This window comes from Streptomyces sp. GLSS-08, from assembly GCF_056387915.1.
In genome coordinates, this window is sequence record NZ_JBWJAQ010000013.1 from 110,271 (window position 1) to 130,306 (window position 20,036).

Sequence of the window (20,036 nt, forward strand, 5' to 3'; positions counted from 1 at the left end):
CGATCTTGCCCCTGGAAGTGTCAAGAAAAAGTCAAGACTTAGGTAACGTAATGAAGTACTTGGGTCCGTAGTACGTGAGCCCGCGCCCGAGCGCGCGGGCCAAAGAAGGGAACGGCCGCTGACTGTCCACCACCTCAACCAGCTCCTGCTCGTCTGCTCGCTCGTCCTGCTCATCGCGGTGGCAGCGGTTCGCATCTCGTCGCGCAGCGGGCTCCCCAGCCTGCTCGTCTACCTCGGCATCGGCGTCGCCATGGGCCAGGACGGCATCGGCGGCATCCACTTCAACAACGCCGAACTGACCCAGGTCATCGGGTACGCGGCGCTCGTCGTGATCCTGGCCGAGGGCGGCCTCGGCACGAAGTGGAAGGAGGTCGGACCGGTTCTCCCGGCCGCCTCCTCGCTGGCCCTGGGCGGCGTCGCGGTCAGTGTGGGAGTCACGGCCGCGGCCGCCCACTACCTGATCGACCTGGAGTGGCGGCAGGCGCTCATCGTCGGGGCGGTGGTGTCCTCGACGGACGCGGCGGCGGTCTTCTCGGTCCTGCGCAAAATCCCGCTCCCCGCGCGCGTGACGGGTGTCCTGGAAGCGGAGTCGGGGTTCAACGACGCCCCGGTGGTCATCCTGGTCGTCGCCTTCTCCACGGCCGGCCCGGTGGAGCACTGGTACGCGCTCCTCGGCGAGATAGCCCTCGAACTGACCATCGGCGCCGCCGTCGGTCTCGCGGTCGGCTGGCTGGGCGCCTGGGGCCTGCGGCACGTGGCCCTGCCGGCCTCCGGCCTGTACCCGATCGCCGTCATGGCGATCGCGGTCACGGCGTACGCGGCCGGCGCGCTCGCCCACGGCAGCGGCTTCCTCGCCGTGTACCTCGCGTCCGTGCTGCTCGGCAACGCCAAGCTGCCGCACTGGCCCGCCACCCGCGGCTTCGCCGAGGGGCTCGGCTGGATCGCCCAGATCGGCATGTTCGTCCTGCTCGGTCTGCTGGTCACCCCGCACGAGATGGGCGACGACATCTGGCCGGCGCTCGTCATAGGCCTGGTGCTCACCGCGGTGGCCCGCCCGCTCAGCGTCTTCGCCAGCCTGCTGCCGTTCCGCATGCCGTGGCAGGAGCAGACGCTGATCGCCTGGGCCGGGCTGCGCGGCGCCGTGCCGATCATCCTGGCGACGATCCCGATGGTGAGCGGCATCGAGGAGAGCCGCCGGATCTTCAACATCGTCTTCGTCCTGGTCGTCGTCTACACCCTCATCCAGGGCCCCACGCTGCCGTGGCTCGCCCGGAAGCTGCGCCTGGGCGCCTCCACCGAGGCCGCCGACCTCGGGATCGAGTCGGCCCCCCTGGAGCGGCTGCGCGGGCATCTGCTGTCCGTGGCGATCCCCCCGCGGTCCCGGATGCACGGTGTGGAGATCAACGAGCTGAGGCTGCCGCCGGGGGCCGCGGTCACCCTCGTGGTGCGCGAGGGCACCTCCTTCGTGCCCCTGCCCACGACCACCCTGCGGTACGGCGACGAGCTGCTCGTGGTGGCCACGGACCCGGTCCGCGACGCGGCCGAGCGGCGGCTGCGCGCGGTGGCCCAGGGCGGCAAGCTGGCGGGGTGGCTCGGCACGGCCGCCGAGGGAACGGAACACCGCACGGGACACTGAGGACGCCCGCTCCCGCACGGCAGGAACGGGCAGTGCGCCACAAAGGGGACGTCTCGCATTCCCAGGCCGGCGCCGGGACGGTGCTCGTTTTCACAGGCGCCACACGCCTGCACCCCTGTACGATGAAGGCACACCTTGATCGAACCAACTCTGCCTGACGCAGAGCTGGCGCGACCGTATGGCGGCCGTGACGTCCTTCAGCCGGGGACGCCGGTATCTACCGCAGTTCCGCGCAAGAGGACAGCTCTCGGCGCCCCCGCACGGGCGCGCTACCAGGCGGCAGAAAGGCACGGGCCGTGGCATCCACGGTCACCTCCCGCCCCGGATACGGACAGCTGCTGCGCACTCGCGGCGCCTGGACGTTCCTGCTCCCCGGCTTCGCCGCGCGCCAGCCGTTCGCGATGCTCACCCTCTCCATCGTGCTGCTCGTCCAGCACACCACCGGCTCGTACGGGGCGGCGGGCGCCGTCGCGGCGGCCACCGGCGTCTCCATGGCGCTGTTCGCGCCCTACAGCGGCCGCCTCGCCGACCGCTACGGCCAGCGCGCCGTGCTGCTGCCCGGCGTCCTCGTGCACACACTGTCGGGCCTGTCCCTCACGGCGCTCGCCCTGACGGACGCCCCCCTGTGGGCGCTGTTCGTGGCGGCCCTGCCGACCGGCGCCTCGGTGCCCCAGGTCGGTCCCATGGTGCGGGCCCGCTGGGGCGTGAAGCTCCAGGACTCCCCCCTGATGACGACCGCGGCGGCCTTCGAGTCCGTCACGGACGAGCTGACCTTCGTCCTCGGCCCGCTGCTCGCGACCGCCCTGTGCACCGCCGTGAACCCCGCCGCGGGCCTGCTGACCGAGGCCGCCCTCACCCTGATCGGCGGACTGCTGTTCGCGGCGCAGAAGAGCACCCAGCCCGCCGTCGCCGCCCGCGGTGAGGGGCACCCGCGCGTGCAGCACGTCTCCGCGCTGAGCATCCCCGGAGTGCGCGTCCTGATCGTGGCCTTCCTCGGCATCGGCTCCGTCTTCGGCGGCATGCAGGTCTCGCTCGCCGCGTTCAGCGAGTCGATCGGCGAGCCCGGCCTGAACGGCGTCCTGTACGGGGTCTTCGCCGCGGGCAACATGCTCTCCGGTGTCGTGTGCGGCGCCGTCGCCTGGAAGGTCACCCCGCAACGGCGTCTCCTCCTCGGCTACGCGGCCCTCGCGCTGACCGCCTCCGGCCTGTGGGCCGCCCAGTCGGTGGTCGTCCTCGCCGGACTCGGCCTGCTGGTCGGCATGTGCATCGCGCCCGCCCTGATCACCGGCTACACGCTGGTCGAGGGACTGGTGCCGGCGGGGGCCCGCACCGAGGCGTTCACCTGGCTCACCGGCGCGGTCGCGCTCGGTCAGGCCGCGGCCGTCACGGTCGCCGGGCAGTTGGAGGACCGCCTCTGGGACGGCGCCGGTTTCCTGGTGCCGATGGCCGGAACGGTACTGGCTCTGGTGACTCTGCTGGCACTGCGTTCACGCCTGTCCCAGCGGCCCCGCAGCCGCACGGTCGCACGTGGCGTCGGTCACCGCACGCCGGTGACGGTGGACTGAACCCGGGGAATGCGTCACTATGGACCGTCGTTAGCACTCACTGAGTGAGAGTGCCAGGAGGAAGACAAGTGCCGACCTACCAGTACCAGTGCACCGAGTGCGGCGAGGGCCTCGAGGCGGTGCAGAAGTTCACCGACGATGCCCTGACCGTCTGCCCCAACTGCGATGGACGCCTGAAGAAGGTGTTCTCCGCGGTCGGTATCGTCTTCAAGGGCTCCGGGTTCTACCGCAATGACAGCCGCGGTTCCTCGTCGAGCAGCAGCCCGGCGCCTGCGAAGACGTCGAGCTCGTCGTCCGACGCGAAGTCGACGTCCTCGTCGGACTCGAAGTCGTCGTCGAGCTCCTCGTCGTCCGGCTCCGCGTCGAGCTCCTCGTCGAGCGGTTCCTCGTCGGCCGCAGGCACCGCGGCCTGAGGCCTTTCCCGCAGGACCCTGTCGTCGTCGACGGCAGGGTCCTCGGCCTGTCCGGGCCCGGTTAGGGTGCCGTCATGGCGAACACGGAGAACGCACAGAACCCGGCGGCGGCGCAGCGTCCGGCACGGACACGGCCGCCCCGCACGGCCGAGATCGGCGTCATCGGCGGCTCGGGTCTCTACTCGTTCCTCGACGACGTGACCGAGATACAGGTCGACACTCCGTACGGGCCGCCCAGTGACTCGCTCTTCCTCGGCGAGGTGGCCGGCCGGCGGGTCGCGTTCCTCCCGCGCCACGGGCGCGGCCATCATCTGCCGCCGCACCGCATCAACTACCGCGCCAACCTCTGGGCCCTGCGCTCCGTCGGGGTGCGCCAGGTGCTCGGCCCCTGCGCGGTCGGCGGACTGCGCCCCGAGTACGGGCCGGGGACCCTGCTCGTGCCCGATCAGATGGCCGACCGCACGAAGACCCGGGCGCAGACGTACTTCGACGGGCTGCCGCTGCCCGGGGGCGACGTGCCGAACGTCGTGCACGTGTCGCTGGCCGACCCGTACTGCCCCGTAGGACGCGAGGCCGCGCTGGCCGCCGCACGCGGGCGGGACTGGGAAGCGGTGGACGGGGGCACGCTCGTGGTCGTCGAGGGGCCGCGGTTCTCGACCCGGGCCGAGTCCCTCTGGCACCAGGCGCAGGGCTGGTCGGTGGTGGGCATGACGGGCCACCCCGAGGCCGCGCTCGCCCGTGAACTGGAACTCTGCTACACGTCGTTGACCCTGGTCACGGACCTGGACGCGGGCGCCGAGACCGGGGAGGGCGTCTCGCACGAGGACGTGCTGAAGGTCTTCGCGGCGAACGTGGACCGGCTGCGCGGTGTGCTCTTCGACGCGGTCGCGGCACTGCCGGCGAACGAGACGCGGGGCTGCCTGTGCACGACGGCCCTGGGCGGGATGGACCCGGGGTTCGAGCTGCCCTGAGCGGGTGCGGGGCGGGCCACTCCCGCCCTTGCTCGGCCGCCCTGTCGCCCTGCGGGGGACGCCTGCGGAACTGCTCGTTCGGGTGGGGGAGTTGTCCACAACCCGTCGGTAGTCCACGGGCTCCGGCGGGCTTCGCCATGAGGCCTCATCGTGGGGATCGCAAGCCGATCCCTCGTGGCAGGTGGTGGCACCCATGGCACAGCTCTCCCCTCTCTCCCGCCCGTCGGGCACGGACACGCCTCCCCGGTGCGAGGTGCCGCTCTTCGCTCCCGTGCGTGTCCGCGGCGTCCGCTCGCGGGTACGGCGTCTGTTTCGGCACCGGAAGCGGGCCGTGGCCGCGGGCCTCGCGGTCACGGCCGTCGCGCTCGTGACGACCGGCCCCCACGACGCGGAGCACCCCCGGGGGCATCCGACGGCGGCCTCCCCACCTGCGCCGGCGTCCGCTCCCTTACGCGTGCGGCCCGTGACCGCGAAGGTCACGGCGCCGGTGCGGATCGCCGACGAGGCCACGGTGCGGCTGCTGCGCCCGGGCGACCGCGTCGACGTGGTCGCGGCGGACAGCGGCGGCCGGGCGCGGGTCGTGGCGGCCGGGGCACGGGTCACCGAGGTGCCGGACGCCGATGCCACCGAGGCCGGGGCACTGGTCGTCCTGTCGGTCCCGCGGGCCACGGCCACCCGGCTGGCCGGTGCCGGCACGACCGCACGGCTGGCGGTGACGCTGTGCTGACCGGCGCGAAGGCGTTCCCCGGAGCAGGGGTTCCGACCTGCGCCACCGCTCCAGGTCCCACGTTCGAGCTACCGCACTGGACAGGCCGGGCGCACCCTGACGTAGGTTGCGGAGCTGTTTGTTCCACACCATGTGCAGAGGGGCCTCTCGGTGAGCGAGAAGAAGAAGCCTGGCGTTCTGGAGGGCTTCAAGGCTTTTCTGATGCGGGGGAACGTCATCGACCTGGCCGTCGCGGTGGTCATCGGCGCAGCCTTCACCAACGTCGTCAATTCCGTGGTGAAGGGAGTCATCAACCCACTGGTTGGCGCCTTCGGTACGAAGGACCTCGACAGGTACCACTCGTGCCTGAAGTCGCCCTGCGCGACGGCCAAGGACGGCACGGTCACGAGCGGCATCCCCATCCTGTGGGGCACCGTGCTCAGCGCGACGCTCAGCTTCGTGATCACCGGAGCCGTCGTGTACTTCCTGATGGTCCTGCCCATGTCCAAGTACCTGGCCCGGCAGGAGGCCCGCCGGAAGGCGAGGGAGGACACGCACGAGGTCATGGAGGTGACCGAGCTGGAGGTACTCAAGGAGATCCGCGACGCCCTGGTGGCACAGCGCGGCTCGGGCCACGACCAGAACTAGGACCGGGGGCAGGGGCAGAGCCGGGGGCACCAGGACGAGGCCTGGGACCGGAACCGGCTCCGGTTCCGGTCCCGGCTCCGGAACCGGTTTCGGGACCGGGACCGGGACCGGAGGCAGGCCTGGCCACGGGGCAGCGGCTCAGATGTGGTGCGGCGGCTTCTCGTCGAGGAAGCGCTTCAGGTCGGCCGCGCTGTCGCCGCCGCCACTGGGCCGTTCGCCCCACCCGGCGTCCGTGTCGTCCGAGGACTGCCGGTCCAGGGGATCGTCGAAGACCAGCGCGGCCTTGGGGTCGCGCGGCTCGGGGGCGGGGCGGGTACTCATGCCTCCAGAGTACGTGCCCCGGGCACGCGGAGCCCTGGGTCGCACGGCTCAGGACGGCGGCGGGCCAAAGCGCTCGTGAACACTTTCACAAGAATTTCCGGCGTGTTTCTGCTGTGCTTGGCCTCATGAACACCAGTACCCCTTCCGCATCCGGCCGGGCGGCACGACCGGCCGTCCACCAGCCGCTGCGCAGAATGACCGCCCGGGGCCGCGACGAGTCGCACCGGGTCGCGTCGCCCCTGGAGCTCTTCTTCGACCTGTGCTTCGTGGTGGCCATCGCCCAGGCCGGCAGCCAGTTGGTTCACGCGGTGGCCGAGGGGCACGCGGGCGAAGGTCTCCTGAACTACGCGATGATCTTCTTTGCGATCTGGTGGGCCTGGATGAACTTCTCCTGGTTCGCCTCGGCGTACGACAACGACGACGTGCTCTTCCGGGTCGTCACGCTGGTCCAGATCGCCGGTGTCCTGGTGCTCGCGGCCGGGGTGTCCAAGGCGTTCGACGACCACGACTTCCTGCTCGTCTGGCTGGGCTACGCGATAATGCGGGTCGCGATGACCACGCAGTGGCTGCGCGCGGCCCGCTCGGCCCGGGGCCCCGAGAGAACCATGGCACTGCGGTACGCGGTCGGTGTGCTGCTGTGCATGGTCGGCTGGCTGGGGCTGCTGGTCCTGCCGGAGCCGGCCCGGCCCTGGGTGTTCCTGGTGATGGCGATCGCCGAACTGTGCGTCCCGCTGTACGCGGAGAGGGAAGTCAGCACGTCCTGGCATCCGCGCCACATCTCCGAGCGGTACGGCCTGTTCACCATCATCGTGCTCGGCGAGACGATCGCCGCGGCCACGATCGCCGTCAAGTCGGCCGTCGACGAACACGAGGCCCTGGGCGAGCTGCTGCCGATCGCGGTGGGCGGACTGCTGGTGGTGTTCGCCGCGTGGTGGGTCTACTTCGTGGTGCCGATCCACGGCCATCTGCGGACCAGCGCCCAGGCGTTCGTGTGGGGATACGGCCACTACCTCATCTTCGCGTCCGCCGCCGCGATCGGCGCGGGTCTGGAGGTCGCCGTCGAGCAGGCGGTCGGCGAGGCGCACATCTCGACGCTGGCCGCGTCCGCGGCGGTGACGCTGCCCACGGCGCTGTTCCTCCTGACGGTGTGGGCGCTGCACGCCCGCTACTTCAAGGTGGGCATCGCCCAGCAGCTCGTCCTGCCCGTCTCCGCTCTGCTCGTCATCATGTGCACGTTCCTCGGTCACTGGGCGGTGCTCGCGACGGGCATCGTGACGGCGCTGACGGTGGCGGTCGGGGTGGCGCTGACGGCCCGGACGGCGGGCCGGGAAGGAGCGACGGCCGAAGCGGAGCAGCGGGGAGCAGACACGTCGCGGGACACCGACGGAACACCGAAAGGCACCGAAGGGACGGCGAAGGGCACCGGAGGTACGTCGAAGGGCACTGAAGGAAGACTGGGGGCATGACACTTGACGCTCTGACGGATGTCGCGGGTCTGCGGGTGGGCCACGCGACGCTCACCGGCGAAGGAAGACTCACCGGCACCACGGTGGTACTTGCTCCGCCGGGGGGTGCGGTCGCGGCCGTGGACGTGCGCGGCGGCGGACCCGGCACCAAGGAGACCGACGCCCTGGACCCGCGCAACCTGGTGCAGAAGGTCGAGGCGATCGTGCTGACCGGCGGCAGCGCGTACGGACTGGACTCGGCGTCGGGTGTGATGGCCTGGCTGGAGGAGCAGGGGCGCGGGGTGCGTGTCGGTCCCGACCCGGCGCACGTGGTTCCGGTCGTGCCCGCCGCCTGCGTCTTCGACCTGGGCCGTGGTGGCGACTTCGGGGTGCGGCCGGACGCGGCCACCGGGCGGGCCGCGGTGGAGGCCGCCGCGGCGAGCGGGCCGGGGGCCCCGGTGCGGGAGGGCTGCGTGGGCGCCGGGACGGGGGCGGCGGTCGGTCCGGTCAAGGGCGGCGTCGGCACGGCGAGCACCGTGCTCGCCTCGGGCATCACGGTGGCCGCGCTGGTCGTGGCCAACGCGGCGGGTTCGGCCGTGGAGCCGGAGACGGGGGCGCTGTACGGGGAGTTGCTGACCGGACGTGCGGCGTACCCGCCGGCCGAGGTGCACGCGGCGGCCTCGCTGCGTCTGGCCGAGGCCGCCGCGAGGAACGCCCCTCCCCCGCTGAACACGACCCTGGCCGTCGTGGCCACCGACGCCGAACTCACGCGCGCGCAGGCCCAGAAGCTGGCGGGCACCGCGCATGACGGCATCGCGCGCGCCGTGCGGCCGGTGCATCTGCTCAACGACGGGGACACGGTCTTCGCGCTGGCCACGGGAGAGAGGCCGCTCACCGCCGGGCAGCCCCTCGCGCTGAACGAGGTGCTGGCGGCGGGGGCGGACGTGGTGACGCGGGCGATCGTCCGTGCGGTGCGTGCGGCCGGGCCGGTGGACGGGCCGGGCGGGACGTGGCCGTCGTACGGGGAGCTCTACGGGGACCGGTAGCGGAAGCTGGGGGGAGGTGGCGGGTGGCGGGGCGCCAACGGGGGTGACCGGCGGGCGGCCGACGCGGGCGGGCGGTGCGGTGGCCGACGCGAGCAGTCGGCGGGGTGAGCGACGGAGGCGGGCGTCGGGCGTCGGGGTGGTGAGCGGACCGGGTGGGCGACGGGGTTGACCGGCGGGGGTGGGTGTCCGGGGGCGGCCGCGGGGTGCAGGTGGCGGTGATTGTCTTGGTTCTGTCACGTGATGGCCCCGAGCGCGGTCGGCGGGAACCCTTCACGGCCTGCGGCGCTCTTTCTCCACGCAACGGAGCGGACCACCCACATCCCACGAACCTGGAGCAGCCCGTGACAACGCCCGACATATCGACGCGGCGCGCAGCGGGGGCCTGTGCCGCCCTGATGGTCGGCGCCCTCACCCTCACCGCCTGTGGCGGAAACGCCAACGCGGACAACAAGGACGGCAAGAACGGCGGGAGTTCGGCGAAGTCGTCCACGGCGAAGATCGTCATCTCGGCCAAGGACGGTTCGACGAGCGCGTCGATCAACTCGACCGGGGTCAAGGTCAGCGACGGCAGGCTGACCGACGTGAAGATGACGGTGGCCACAACCGGCACCGCGGTGCCCGGCTCGCTCTCCGGCAGCGGCAAGGCGTGGAAGCCGGAGGAACAGCTGGAGCGCGGGACGAAGTACCGGATCTCCGCGAAGGCGAAGGACAACAACGGCCGTACGGCGGCGGCCAATGCCAGCTTCACCACCGTCTCCACGGACAACAGTTTCATCGGCACGTACACGCCCGACGGCGGTGCCACGGTCGGGGCCGGCATGCCGGTCTCCTTCACCTTCGACAAGGCGATCAGCGACAAGAAGGCCGTGCAGTCGCACATCACGGTGCGGTCCACAAGCGGGCAGCGGGTCGTGGGGCACTGGTTCGGGGCGCAGCGGCTGGACTTCCGGCCGGAGGAGTACTGGAAGGCCGGCTCCAAGGTCACCATGAAGATCGACCTGGACGGCGTGGAGGGCGCGAACGGCGTCTACGGCGTGCAGGACAAGACCGTCACCTTCACGGTCGGCCGCTCGCAGGTCTCCACGGTGGACGTCGCGACGCAGAGGATGACGGTGGTGCGCGACGGTAGGACCCTCAAGACGATCCCGATCTCGTCGGGCAGCCCGCAGAACACCACGTACAACGGCCAGATGGTGATCTCCGAGAAGTTCCGGCAGACGCGGATGAACGGGGCGACGGTCGGCCACGGCGGGGAGTACGACATCTCGGACGTGCCGAACGCGATGCGGCTGACGACGTCGGGGACGTTCATCCACGGCAACTACTGGTACAACCGCGGCAATCCGCCCTTCGGCCGGCAGGGCACGAGTCACGGTTGTGTGGGTCTCGCGGACGAGCGGGGGGCGCAGGGTGAAACGGTCGCCAAGTGGTTCTTCGACAACTCGCTCGTCGGGGACGTCGTGAAGGTCGTGAACTCCCCCGACAAGGCGGTCGCGCCGGACAACGGACTCAACGGCTGGAACATGGCGTGGAGCGCCTGGACCGCCGGAAGTGCCGTCTGACGAGGGGGTTTTGACCCTTGTGAGGGCCGCGCGGGAACACCCCGCGCGGCCCGCGCGTTTTCTGTCCGCAGGTTTTCTCGGTTCGCGGACATGATGTCCGACCGAGGGGCTACGGTATGCACCCACAAGGTGACATGCAGCAACGCCGGGAGAAGCCTTGAGCGTTCCGTACGAGACAGCAGCGTACGAGCCAGCCGAGTCGCCCGAGTCTCCGGAGGAGCATCTCGCGCGACTGCTCGGCCGTACCCTCAACTCCTTCGAGTTGCCGGACGAGGTGATACGGCAGCTCGACTGCGCCCTGGCGCACGACAGCTCGCTGCACTCCGCGCATCACAGCGCGGGGCTGCACCGGGAGACGTACCGGCACACGTGGCTGCTCGCCGACGGCTCGGCGGTCACCCTGTGGGAGCTGGTCCACAACCCCACCCCGGGCAGTGAGGCCCAGCACGAGGTGTACGCGGACGAGGAGGAGCTGCGGGCGGCGACGTCCCGGTTACCGCTGCCGGCGGACGCGCCGGACTTTGAACTGCCCGTGCTGGTGCAGCTGTCGCCGGTTCTCGATCCGGGCCACGCGTACGTCCCCGACGACTCGGCGGATCACGCGCGCCGGCTCCTGCGGCGCGCGGAGAACGCGGACGGGCCGGACGCCGACCTGACCGGGCTGCTGCTGCGCGAGGCCTGCGCGCACCAGATCATCCAGGCCTTTGGGCGCCCCGGCCGCGCGGGCCGGACGCCTGGGCTGTGCTTCTCGCTCTACGAGCACGCGTTCCTGTTGCGCGACGGGCGCGAGATCTCCCTCTGGGAGGTCGAGCACACGGCGACGCCGGACCGGCGGCACATGTGCGAGGTGTACGCGACGGAGGCCGCGGCCCGCGAGGCGATGGAGCGTCGCGCGGCCCGTCTCGGCTGACGCCGACCACAGCGCTTCACCCCGCCGACGCGCACCAGCACGACGGCCCGCCTCACCGACGGGCACCGCCCGACCGGCCCGCCTCACCGACGGGCACGGTCACGACCGGCCCGCCCGCCCGACGGACACCGTCCCGACCAGCCGACCCGCCGACGCGCACCGTCACGGGCGACCCGCCTCATCGGCGCGCACCCCACTACCGACCCGCCCCGCCGAAGCGCACCGTCACGGGCGGCTGTCGCTGAACTGCCGTGCCAGGCACGCGAACGCGGCGCGCTCCTGCGGGGTCAGTTCCACGGAGTCCCCGCCCGGGCCGGACTGCCGCTGGCAGGGCACCGCACCGAGTGTGCTGCCCGGATGCCCCGCCGCCGTCCCGGGACGGCTCCGGCGCAGCAGGCGCACGAGGCCGACGACCCAGATGACGGTCGCCAGGGCGAGGACGCTCGCGCCGGTCAGCTGAAGGATCGACACATGCTCAGGCATGCGTTCCAGTAGACACCACGGTCCGGGACTTTGGTCCCGGACCGTGACGCATCTCGCAGATGCGGTGAACGGCTCACAGTCGCCCTAAAGGGGCAAGTGCGCGGCTACGGTTCGACCCGGTCCGGCGGCTCAGGCCGCGACCGGCTCCTTGGTGCCGGCCCCGGCCGGGGCGGCAGCGTCGGTCGCCTCCGCTCCCCTGCCCTCGGGCTTCTGCCTGCGCAGGCCCTTGAGGACGACCACGACGGCGGTGGTGACGCACACGCCCGCGGCGATGGCGACGAGGTAGAGGAACGGGTTGCCGATCAGCGGGACGACGAAGATGCCGCCGTGCGGGGCGCGCAGGGTGGCGCCGAAGGCCATCGACAGGGCACCGGTGACCGCACCTCCCGCCATCGAGGCCGGGATGACGCGCAGCGGGTCCGCCGCGGCGAAGGGGATGGCGCCCTCGGAGATGAAGGAGGCACCGAGCACCCAGGCCGCCTTGCCGTTCTCCCGCTCGGTCGGCGTGAACAGCTTGCCGCGCACGGTCGTCGCCAGTGCCATCGCAAGCGGCGGGACCATGCCGGCCGCCATCACCGCGGCCATGATCTTCATGGCGGAGTCGCTGGGGCTCGCGACCGCGATACCGGCGGTGGCGAAGGTGTACGCGACCTTGTTGACGGGGCCGCCGAGGTCGAAGCACATCATCAGGCCGAGGAGTGCGCCGAGCAGGACGGCGTTGGTGCCGGTGAGCCCGTTCAGCCAGTCGGTCATGCCCTTCTGGGCCGAGGCGATGGGTTTGCCGATCACCACGAACATCAGGAACCCGACGATCGCCGAGGAGATCAGCGGGATCACCACCACCGGCATGATGCCGCGCAGCGCCGCGGGGATCCGCACTCGCTGGATGCCGATCACCACGCCACCGGCGATGAGGCCGGCGGCCAGGCCGCCGAGGAAGCCCGCGTTGATGGTGAGTGAGATCGCGCCGCCGACGAAGCCGGGGACGAGTCCGGGCCGGTCCGCCATGCCGTACGCGATGTAGCCGGCCAGCACCGGGACGAGGAAGCCGAAGGCCACGGCGCCGATCTGGAAGAACAGCGCGCCCCAGCTGTCCGCCTGCATCCACATGAAGTGGTCCATGACGGAGGGCGCCTTGTTGACCTTGTAGCCGCCGATCGCGAACCCGAGGGCGATCAGCAGACCGCCCGCGGCGACGAACGGCACCATGTAACTCACGCCGCTCATCAGCCACTTGCGCAGCCTGGTGCCGTAGCCCTCGCCGGAATCGCCGGCGCGGTCCACCGGCGTACCGGGCGCGGAGCCCGCGGTGACCTCCCCGCGCTCGGCCTTTCCGCGGACCTCGGAGATCAGCTCGGCGGGCCGGTTGATGCCCGCCTTCACGCCGACGTCGACGGTCGGTTTCCCGGCGAACCGGTCCTTGTCGCGTACGGGCACGTCGTGCGCGAAGATCACGCCGTCCGCCGCCGCGACGACCGCCGGGTCGAGCCGGGTGAACCCGGCCGAGCCCTGGGTCTCGACGGTGATCTCGACGTCACCCGCCGCGCGTCCCGCGTTCTCCAGCGACTCGGCCGCCATGTAGGTGTGCGCGATGCCCGTGGGGCAGGAGGTGACGGCGACGATCCGGAACGGCCGCGCCTCCTCGGTCCGTCCGGGGCCCTCGCCGCGGGGGGCGCCCGGTGCCGGGGCGGGTCCGTCCTGGACGGTCGCACCCGGCGCCGCGGCCGGACCGCCCGCGGCGGCGTCGGCGGAGGCCGCCGCGTTCGACGCCGCCGCGGAGTCGTGGGGGACGGAGGTGGCCGGGGTGGCGGCCGGGGCCTCGTCCCCGCCGACGAGCGCGGCCGGGGTGGCGGCCGGGGTCTCGTCCCCGCCGACGAGCGCGGCCGCGGCCCCGGCATCGGTCGCGGCGCGCAGCGCGGACGTGAACTCCCCGTCCATCAGCCGACGGGCCAGCGAGGACAGGATCGTGAGGTGGGCGTCGTCCGCGCCCGCCGGGGCGGCGATCAGGAAGATCAGGTCGGCGGGCCCGTCTGGGGCGCCGAAGTCGATCCCTGCGGTGCTGCGCCCGAAGGCCAGCGTCGGCTCGGTGACGTGCACGCTCCGGCAGTGCGGGATGCCGATGCCGCCGTCGAGGCCGGTCGGCATCTGCGCCTCACGGGCCGCCACGTCGGCGAGGAAACCGTCGAGGTCGGTGACCCGGCCCAGGGCCACCATGTGCTCGGCGAGGGCGCGTGCCGCCGCCTCTTTGGTATCGGCGGACAGGTCGAGGTCGACCAGGTCCGCGGTGATCGTCTCGCTCATCGCGGGCTCCTTCGCACGCGTATCGCCCGTGGGGAACGCCGGGCGGGGGTGGGGACGGGGGTGCCGCCCTCGGGGAGGAGGGCGGGGCAGGCGGGGGCGGCTGCGGCGGGGAAGGGGAGGTCCCGCCGCGTCAGTGCCCGTTCCGAGGGGGCGGTTGCGGGAGCGGGCGTCATGACACCGGCTCCGTCAGTACGCGGTCCACGGGGACCTCCGTCGTGACGGTCACGGCGGAGGGGTCGAGGTCGGCCGGGCCCGGCATGACGCTGCCGGGCAGCCGCACGGCGGCGGCGCCGTGGGCGACGGCGGAGGCGAGGGCGTCGGGTCCGCTGCCGCCGGCGATCAGGAAACCGGCCAGCGAGGAGTCACCGGCGCCCACGTTGCTGCGTACGGCGTCGACGTGCGCGCTGGCGAACCAGGCACCCGACGCGTCCACGAGCAGTTGCCCGTCCGCGCCGAGGCTGGCCAGGACGGCACCGGCGCCCAGCTCGCGCAGTTCCTCGGCGGCCTTGACCGCGTCGCCGACGGTGGCCAGCGGGCGCCCGACGGCCTCCGCTAGCTCCTCGGCGTTCGGTTTGACGACGTCGGGCCGCTCGCGCAACGCCGCGAGCAGTGCCGGTCCCGAGGTGTCCAGCGCGATGCGGGCGCCCGCCGCGTGGGCGCGGGCGACGAGGTCGGCGTACCAGGACGGGCCCAGTCCGCGCGGCAGGCTGCCGCAGCAGGTGATCCAGTCCGTCTCGCCGGGGCGGTACTGCTCGCGGACGGTGTCCAGGAGCGACTCGGCCTCGGCGGGCGAGAGTTCGGGGCCGGGTGCGTTGATCTTCGTGAGGGTGCCGTCGGGTTCGGCGACCGAGATGTTGGAGCGGGTCGCGCCGGCCACCGGGACGGTCGCGACGTCGATGCCCTGGGCGTCGAGCAGGTGGGCGACGAGGGCGCCGGGTGCTCCGCCGAGGGGCAGCACGGCCACGGTGCGCTGCCCGGCCGCGGCGACCGCCCGCGACACGTTGACCCCCTTGCCGCCCGGGTCCATCCGCTCGCCGGTGGCCCGGATGACCTCACCGCGGTCCAGGGACGGGACCTCGTACGTACGGTCGAGGGAGGGGTTGGGGGTGACGGTGAGGATCATGCGCGCTCGTCTCTCAGACACACTGCACTTCGGTGCCGCCGCGCTCGACGGCGACGACGTCTTCCGGGCTCAGCCCGCTGTCGGTGATCAGCAGGTCCACGTCGCCGAGGTCACCGAAGCGTGCGAAGTGCTCCTGGCCGTGCTTGGAGGAGTCGGCGAGCAGCACCACCCGGCGCGCGGCGCGGACGGCCGCGCGCTTGACGGCGGCCTCGGCGAGGTCGGGAGTGGTGAGTCCGTGCTGGGGCGAGAAGCCGTTGGCCGCGATGAACACGACGTCGGCGCGGATCTCGCCGTACGCCCGCAGCGCCCAGGCGTCGACGGCGGCGCGGGTCCGGTGCCGCACGCGGCCTCCGACGAGGTGGAGCTGGATGCCGGGGTGGTCCGCGAGGCGGGCCGCGATCGGCAGGCTGTGCGTGACGGCGGTAAGCGTCGACTCCAGCGGGAGGCTGCCGGCGAGCCGGGCGACCGTGCTGCCCGCGTCGAGGATCATCGTGCCCTCGCCCGGCAGTTCGGCCAGCGCCGCGCGGGCGATGCGGTCCTTCTCGTCGGCGGCGGTGGACTCGCGTTCGGCGAGGTCGGGCTCGAAGTCGAGGCGGCCCGCCGGGATCGCGCCGCCGTGCACCCGGCGCAGCAGTCCCGCGCGGTCGAGGGCCTTGAGGTCCCGGCGGATGGTTTCCGCGGTGACCTGGAACTCCTCGGCCAGCGACGGGACGTCGACCCGGCCGCCGTCACGGGCGAGCCGGAGGATCTCCTGCTGCCGCTCCGGTGCGTACATGTCCGTTCGCCTCCGCCTGATGCCCGAACTTGTTGTTCTTGAGGGGAGGCTACGACTGGTTTCCGAGAATGTAAACAGGTTCGGGCTTCATTCGGGCATGAACGGACTCACGGTGATGTGGGCCGACACGGGTCCGGGGCACGAGAAGGGCCCGGCACCTGATGTGCCGGGCCCTTATCGGACGGTTCATCCGTGGCTCACGGAACGAGCACCGGCTCCTGCTCCGTCCCGGCCGCGCCGGTCGTCCCGGCAGCCCCCTCCACATGCTGCGCGGGCCGCTTGGGCAGCGCGAACATCAGCAGGAAGATGGCGCCCATCACCGCGGCCACCCAGACCAGCGCGTGCTGGAAGCCGTTCACGAACGCCGGCCCCACCTCCGCCGGAGCCAGCCGGTCGCTCATCGTGCCGAAGAAGACCACGGACACCAGCCCGAGACCGAGCGCGTTGCCCATCTGCTGCACGGTGTTGATGAGCCCGGACGCCGAACCGGCGTGCTCGCGCGGGACCTCCGACAGCACCGCGTCCGTCAGCGGGGCCACGATGAAGCCCATCCCCGCACCCATCACCACCAGCGGCAGCGCCATCTGCCAGGAGGCGATGGAGGCGCCGTACCGCTCGGACTCCCAGATGTAGAGCAGCACGCCGAGCCCCATGATCAGCGCGCCACCCTGGAGCACCTTGCGTCCGAAGCGCGGGACCAGCAGCTGCACCGACATCCCGGCCGCCGCCGACACCGCGATGGAGAACGGCACCCCGGTCAGACCGGCCCGCAGCGCGCTCCAGCCCAGCCCGACCTGCATGTACAGCGTCCACACCAGGAAGAAGATGCCGAGGGCCACCCCGAAGACGATCTGCACGGCGATGCCCGCGGCGAAGCTCTTCACCTTGAACAGCGACAGCTCGACCAGCGGCGAACCGTCCCGCTGCGCCTTGCGCCTCTCGTACGCCACCAGCGCCGCGAAGACACCGAGCGCGCCCGCCATCGAGACGTAGCCCCACAGCGGCCAGCCCAACTCGCGGCCCCGGGTGAGCGGGTAGAGGAGCATCAGCAGGCCCAGCGTGACCAGGGCGACGCCGACCAGGTCGAGCCGCAGCGCCCGCGGGGCCTTGGACTCGGTGATGAACCTGCGGCCCAGGATCAACCCGGCCACGCCGACCGGCAGGTTGATGAGGAAGATCGGCCGCCACTCCAGACCGAACAGGTTCCACTCGGTGAGCAGCGCGCCGAGAATCGGACCGGACACCGCACCCAGGCCCACGACCGCGCCGAAGAGCCCGAACACCTTGCCCCGCTCGTGTGCCGGGAAGGTCGCGTGGACGATCGACAGCACCTGCGGCACCATCAGCGCGGCCATCGCGCCCTGCAGGATCCGCGAGGCGACGAGCATCCCCGGGTTCGCGGCGAAGCCGCACAGCGCGGATGCCAGCGTGAAGCCGCCGATGCCGAGGAGGAAGATCCGCTTGCGCCCGTGGATGTCACCGAGCCGCCCCCCGGTGATGAGCCCCGCGGCGAAGGCCAGCGCGTAGCCCGCGGTGATCCACTGGATCTGGCTGAACGTCGCGCCCTCGTCCCGCTGGATGGACGGGATCGCGATGTTGACGATCGTCACGTCGACCAGGTCCATGAAGGCCGCGGTCATCACGATCGCGAGGGCGAACCAGCGCCGCCGGTCGGCTCCGGGAGCCGGACTGCTGAGAGGGGTCTCGGTGGAGGTCATGCGACAAAGCTATGACCCCATTAGGTCAGATCGTGTCCTAGATCTGCGGCAGTCTGGAGAACATGACGACCCGGACCGAGGAGACACCATGACGACCGACACCCCGGCGCGGCTCCTCCAGCTCCTCTCGCTGCTCCAGACGCCTCGCGAGTGGCCGGGCGGCGAACTGTCCGACCGGCTCGGAGTGTCCCGTCGTACCGTCCGCCGCGACATCGACCGGCTCCGCGAGCTGGGCTATCCCGTGCAGGCGAGCAAGGGAGCCGACGGCGGGTACCGGCTGGTCGCGGGGAAGGCGATGCCGCCCCTCGTGCTCGACGACGAGGAGGCCGTCGCCATCGCGGTGGGCCTGCGGGCCGGCGCCGGGCACGCCGTCGAGGGCGTGGAGGAGGCCTCCGTACGTGCCCTGGCCAAGCTGGAGCAGGTGCTGCCGTCGCGGCTGCGGCACCGCGTGTCCGTCCTCCAGACGGCCACCATGCCGCTGACCAGCGGGGACGGCGCCACCATCGCGCCCGAGACGCTGACCGTGATGGCCTCGACGGTGGCGGGCCGCGAGCGGCTGCGGTTCGCGTACCGCTCCGGGGACGGGACTCCCTCACGGCGCCTGACCGAGCCGTACCGGCTCGTCTCGACCGGGCGCCGCTGGTATCTCGTCGCGTACGACCTCGACCGCGAGGACTGGCGCACCTTCCGCGTCGACCGGGTCGCCGAGCCTCTCGCGACGGGGGCGCGGTTCACCCCGCGCGAGCTGCCGACGGGGAGCGCGGCGGAGTACCTGCGGCAGTCCATGTTCCGGCGGCAGGCGACGTACGCGTTCGAGGTGACCTTCGCGGCGCCCGCCGAGTTCGTCGCCGCGCGGCTACCGGCCTGGCTGGGCGCGCCCGAGCCGGTCGACGACCGCAGCTGCCGGCTGCGCGCCCGCGCCGGCGACTCCGTGGAGTGGCTGGCGGTGCGGCTCGCGATGGTCGACTGCGAGTTCACGGTGCGGGAACCGGCGGAGCTGGTCGGATACCTGCGGGACCTGGGCGGACGCCTGACGCGCGCGGCGGGCGGCGCCCAGGGCGACACCCTCACCGCATCCTGACCCCGTGGCCGGGGCGGTCACCCTCACCGCATCCTGACCGCACAAGAGAGCCGAGCCCCGGCGCCAGGGGGGGGAGGCGCCGGAGCTCGGCCCGGGCGAGTCCCGGCGCCGGGGGGGAGTGCGTCGGGACTCGGCTTGTGGGTGGTGGACGAACCGCCGGGCGAGACGCTCCGCGGCTCGGGCCCCCGGGGGACCCGGGCCGCGAGACCCGGGCCCGATGTCCGGGCCCTGAGGTCTTGTGCCCCGCCTTCGGCCTTTTGAAGCGGCCTTACCAGGCCATGTACGCCGGACGGGTGTGCGGCGTCACGCGGCCGCGTCGAAACCGGTGTCACGCGCCAGCTTCTTCAGCTCCATCAGGGCGTGCTTCTCGATCTGCCTGATCCGCTCGCGGGTCAGGCCGTGCTGCTTGCCGACCTCGGTGAGCGTGCGCTCCCGGCCGTCCTCGATGCCGTAGCGCATCTTGATGATGGAGGCCGTGCGCTGGTCGAGGCGGCCGATCAGGTCGTCCAGCTCCTCGCTGCGCAGCAGGGTGAGGACGGACTGCTCCGGCGAGACCGCCGAGGTGTCCTCGAGCAGGTCGCCGAACTGGGTCTCCCCCGCGTCGTCCACCGCCATGTTCAGCGAGACCGGGTCGCGGGCCCAGTCGAGGACGTCGATGACGCGCTCCGGGTTCGAACCGAGCTCGGCGGCGATCTCGGTGGGCTCCGGGTCTCGGCCGTGCTCGCGGTTGAACTCGCGCTGCACGCGGCGGATGCGGCCCAGCTCCTCGACCAGGTGGACGGGCAGCCGGATCGTGCGCGACTGGTCCGCGATCGACCGCGTGATCGCCTGGCGGATCCACCAGGTGGCATACGTCGAGAACTTGAAGCCCTTGCGGTAGTCGAACTTCTCGACGGCGCGGACCAGGCCCGCGTTGCCCTCCTGGATGAGGTCGAGCAGGGGGAGGCCGCTGCGCGGATAGCGCCGGGCCACGGCGACGACCAGCCGCAGATTCGAACGGATGAAGACGTCCTTGGCCCGCTCGGCGTCGGCGACCAGTGCCTCCAACTCCTCACGGGTCGCGTCCGCACCGGCGTCGTCGACCTCTCCCTGGAGGATCTGCTGTGCGAACACGCCCGCCTCGATGACCTGGGACAACTCGACTTCCTTGGCGGCGTCGAGCAGAGGCGTGCGCGCGATCTCGTCGAGATACATGCCGACCAGGTCGCGATCGGCGATCTCGCCGCCTACGGCGCGCACACTGCTTGCCGCGTCGGTCTCGCCGGCGGCGGACTTACGACGGGCGACGGCACGGGTTGCCATGCGTGCTCCCTTGCGGTGGTGGGCTGGCGG

General features: G+C 72.2%; 18 protein-coding genes. 11 read left to right on the plus strand and 7 right to left on the minus strand.

From position 1 onward, the window contains the following. Positions 1-118 precede the first annotated feature (118 nt). From AC0ZLC_RS23370 to AC0ZLC_RS23395, 6 genes are all read left to right on the plus strand, one after another. Complete coding sequence (locus AC0ZLC_RS23370) at positions 119-1,636, plus strand: potassium/proton antiporter (RefSeq protein WP_476753997.1); 1,518 nt, start codon at positions 119-121, stop codon at positions 1,634-1,636. A gap of 296 nt (positions 1,637-1,932) precedes the next feature. Beyond that, positions 1,933-3,201, plus strand: a complete 1,269-nt coding sequence (locus AC0ZLC_RS23375) for an MFS transporter (RefSeq protein ID WP_476753894.1) — start codon at positions 1,933-1,935, stop codon at positions 3,199-3,201. Positions 3,202-3,269: 68 nt separating this feature from the next. Next, positions 3,270-3,614, plus strand: coding sequence for an FmdB family zinc ribbon protein (locus tag AC0ZLC_RS23380; protein WP_476753895.1), 345 nt, complete (start codon positions 3,270-3,272; stop codon positions 3,612-3,614). A gap of 74 nt (positions 3,615-3,688) precedes the next feature. After that, positions 3,689-4,585 carry an S-methyl-5'-thioadenosine phosphorylase gene (locus AC0ZLC_RS23385; RefSeq protein ID WP_476753896.1) on the plus strand — a complete coding sequence of 299 codons (897 nt, stop codon included), beginning with the start codon at positions 3,689-3,691 and terminating at the stop codon, positions 4,583-4,585. Positions 4,586-4,778: 193 nt separating this feature from the next. After that, positions 4,779-5,312: a hypothetical protein gene (locus AC0ZLC_RS23390; protein ID WP_476753897.1), complete on the plus strand. Its 534-nt coding sequence runs from the start codon at positions 4,779-4,781 to the stop codon at positions 5,310-5,312. 150 nt (positions 5,313-5,462) lie between these two features. Then, positions 5,463-5,939 carry a large conductance mechanosensitive channel protein MscL gene (locus AC0ZLC_RS23395; RefSeq protein ID WP_476753898.1) on the plus strand — a complete coding sequence of 159 codons (477 nt, stop codon included), beginning with the start codon at positions 5,463-5,465 and terminating at the stop codon, positions 5,937-5,939. Positions 5,940-6,077: 138 nt separating this feature from the next. Here the strand turns inward: AC0ZLC_RS23395 and AC0ZLC_RS23400 are convergent, their stop codons facing one another. Further along, positions 6,078-6,260: a hypothetical protein gene (locus AC0ZLC_RS23400; protein WP_476753899.1), complete on the minus strand. Its 183-nt coding sequence runs from the start codon at positions 6,258-6,260 to the stop codon at positions 6,078-6,080. Between the two features lie 125 nt (positions 6,261-6,385). On the opposite strand from AC0ZLC_RS23400, the gene AC0ZLC_RS23405 reads away from it, so the two are divergent. The 4 genes from AC0ZLC_RS23405 to AC0ZLC_RS23420 all read left to right on the plus strand — a co-directional run bounded on the left by AC0ZLC_RS23405 (position 6,386) and on the right by AC0ZLC_RS23420 (position 11,223). Then, entirely contained in the window at positions 6,386-7,726 is a 1,341-nt protein-coding gene (locus AC0ZLC_RS23405) for a low temperature requirement protein A (protein WP_476753900.1), read from the plus strand. Then, positions 7,723-8,751, plus strand: coding sequence for a P1 family peptidase (locus AC0ZLC_RS23410; protein ID WP_476753901.1), 1,029 nt, complete (start codon positions 7,723-7,725; stop codon positions 8,749-8,751). The genes AC0ZLC_RS23405 and AC0ZLC_RS23410 overlap by 4 nt, the downstream gene beginning before the upstream one ends. Positions 8,752-9,092: 341 nt before the next feature. Further along, a complete protein-coding gene (locus tag AC0ZLC_RS23415; RefSeq protein WP_476753902.1) occupies positions 9,093-10,313 on the plus strand; it encodes a L,D-transpeptidase in 1,221 nt (406 codons plus the stop codon). Between the two features lie 157 nt (positions 10,314-10,470). Beyond that, positions 10,471-11,223 carry a DUF6227 family protein gene (locus AC0ZLC_RS23420; RefSeq protein ID WP_476753903.1) on the plus strand — a complete coding sequence of 251 codons (753 nt, stop codon included), beginning with the start codon at positions 10,471-10,473 and terminating at the stop codon, positions 11,221-11,223. A gap of 225 nt (positions 11,224-11,448) precedes the next feature. Here AC0ZLC_RS23420 and AC0ZLC_RS23425 read toward each other — a convergent pair whose 3' ends face one another. The 5 genes from AC0ZLC_RS23425 to AC0ZLC_RS23445 all read right to left on the minus strand — a co-directional run bounded on the left by AC0ZLC_RS23425 (position 11,449) and on the right by AC0ZLC_RS23445 (position 17,623). Continuing rightward, entirely contained in the window at positions 11,449-11,706 is a 258-nt protein-coding gene (locus tag AC0ZLC_RS23425) for a hypothetical protein (RefSeq protein ID WP_476753904.1), read from the minus strand. A gap of 129 nt (positions 11,707-11,835) precedes the next feature. Continuing rightward, positions 11,836-14,007 carry a PTS fructose transporter subunit IIABC gene (locus tag AC0ZLC_RS23430; protein WP_476753905.1) on the minus strand — a complete coding sequence of 724 codons (2,172 nt, stop codon included), beginning with the start codon at positions 14,005-14,007 and terminating at the stop codon, positions 11,836-11,838. A 169-nt stretch (positions 14,008-14,176) separates the two neighbouring features. Beyond that, positions 14,177-15,130, minus strand: a complete 954-nt coding sequence (gene pfkB, locus AC0ZLC_RS23435; RefSeq protein WP_476753906.1) for a 1-phosphofructokinase — start codon at positions 15,128-15,130, stop codon at positions 14,177-14,179. A 13-nt stretch (positions 15,131-15,143) separates the two neighbouring features. After that, positions 15,144-15,905: a DeoR/GlpR family DNA-binding transcription regulator gene (locus AC0ZLC_RS23440; protein WP_476753907.1), complete on the minus strand. Its 762-nt coding sequence runs from the start codon at positions 15,903-15,905 to the stop codon at positions 15,144-15,146. Positions 15,906-16,102: 197 nt separating this feature from the next. Further along, positions 16,103-17,623 (minus strand): MFS transporter, encoded by a 1,521-nt coding sequence (locus AC0ZLC_RS23445; protein WP_476753908.1) that lies wholly within the window; start codon positions 17,621-17,623, stop codon positions 16,103-16,105. Between the two features lie 88 nt (positions 17,624-17,711). Between AC0ZLC_RS23445 and AC0ZLC_RS23450 the strand changes: the two genes are divergently transcribed. Continuing rightward, positions 17,712-18,704: a helix-turn-helix transcriptional regulator gene (locus tag AC0ZLC_RS23450; RefSeq protein ID WP_476753909.1), complete on the plus strand. Its 993-nt coding sequence runs from the start codon at positions 17,712-17,714 to the stop codon at positions 18,702-18,704. A gap of 303 nt (positions 18,705-19,007) precedes the next feature. On the opposite strand, the gene AC0ZLC_RS23455 is transcribed toward AC0ZLC_RS23450, so the two are convergent. Continuing rightward, positions 19,008-20,006: a sigma-70 family RNA polymerase sigma factor gene (locus AC0ZLC_RS23455; protein WP_476753910.1), complete on the minus strand. Its 999-nt coding sequence runs from the start codon at positions 20,004-20,006 to the stop codon at positions 19,008-19,010. Positions 20,007-20,036 lie beyond the last annotated feature (30 nt).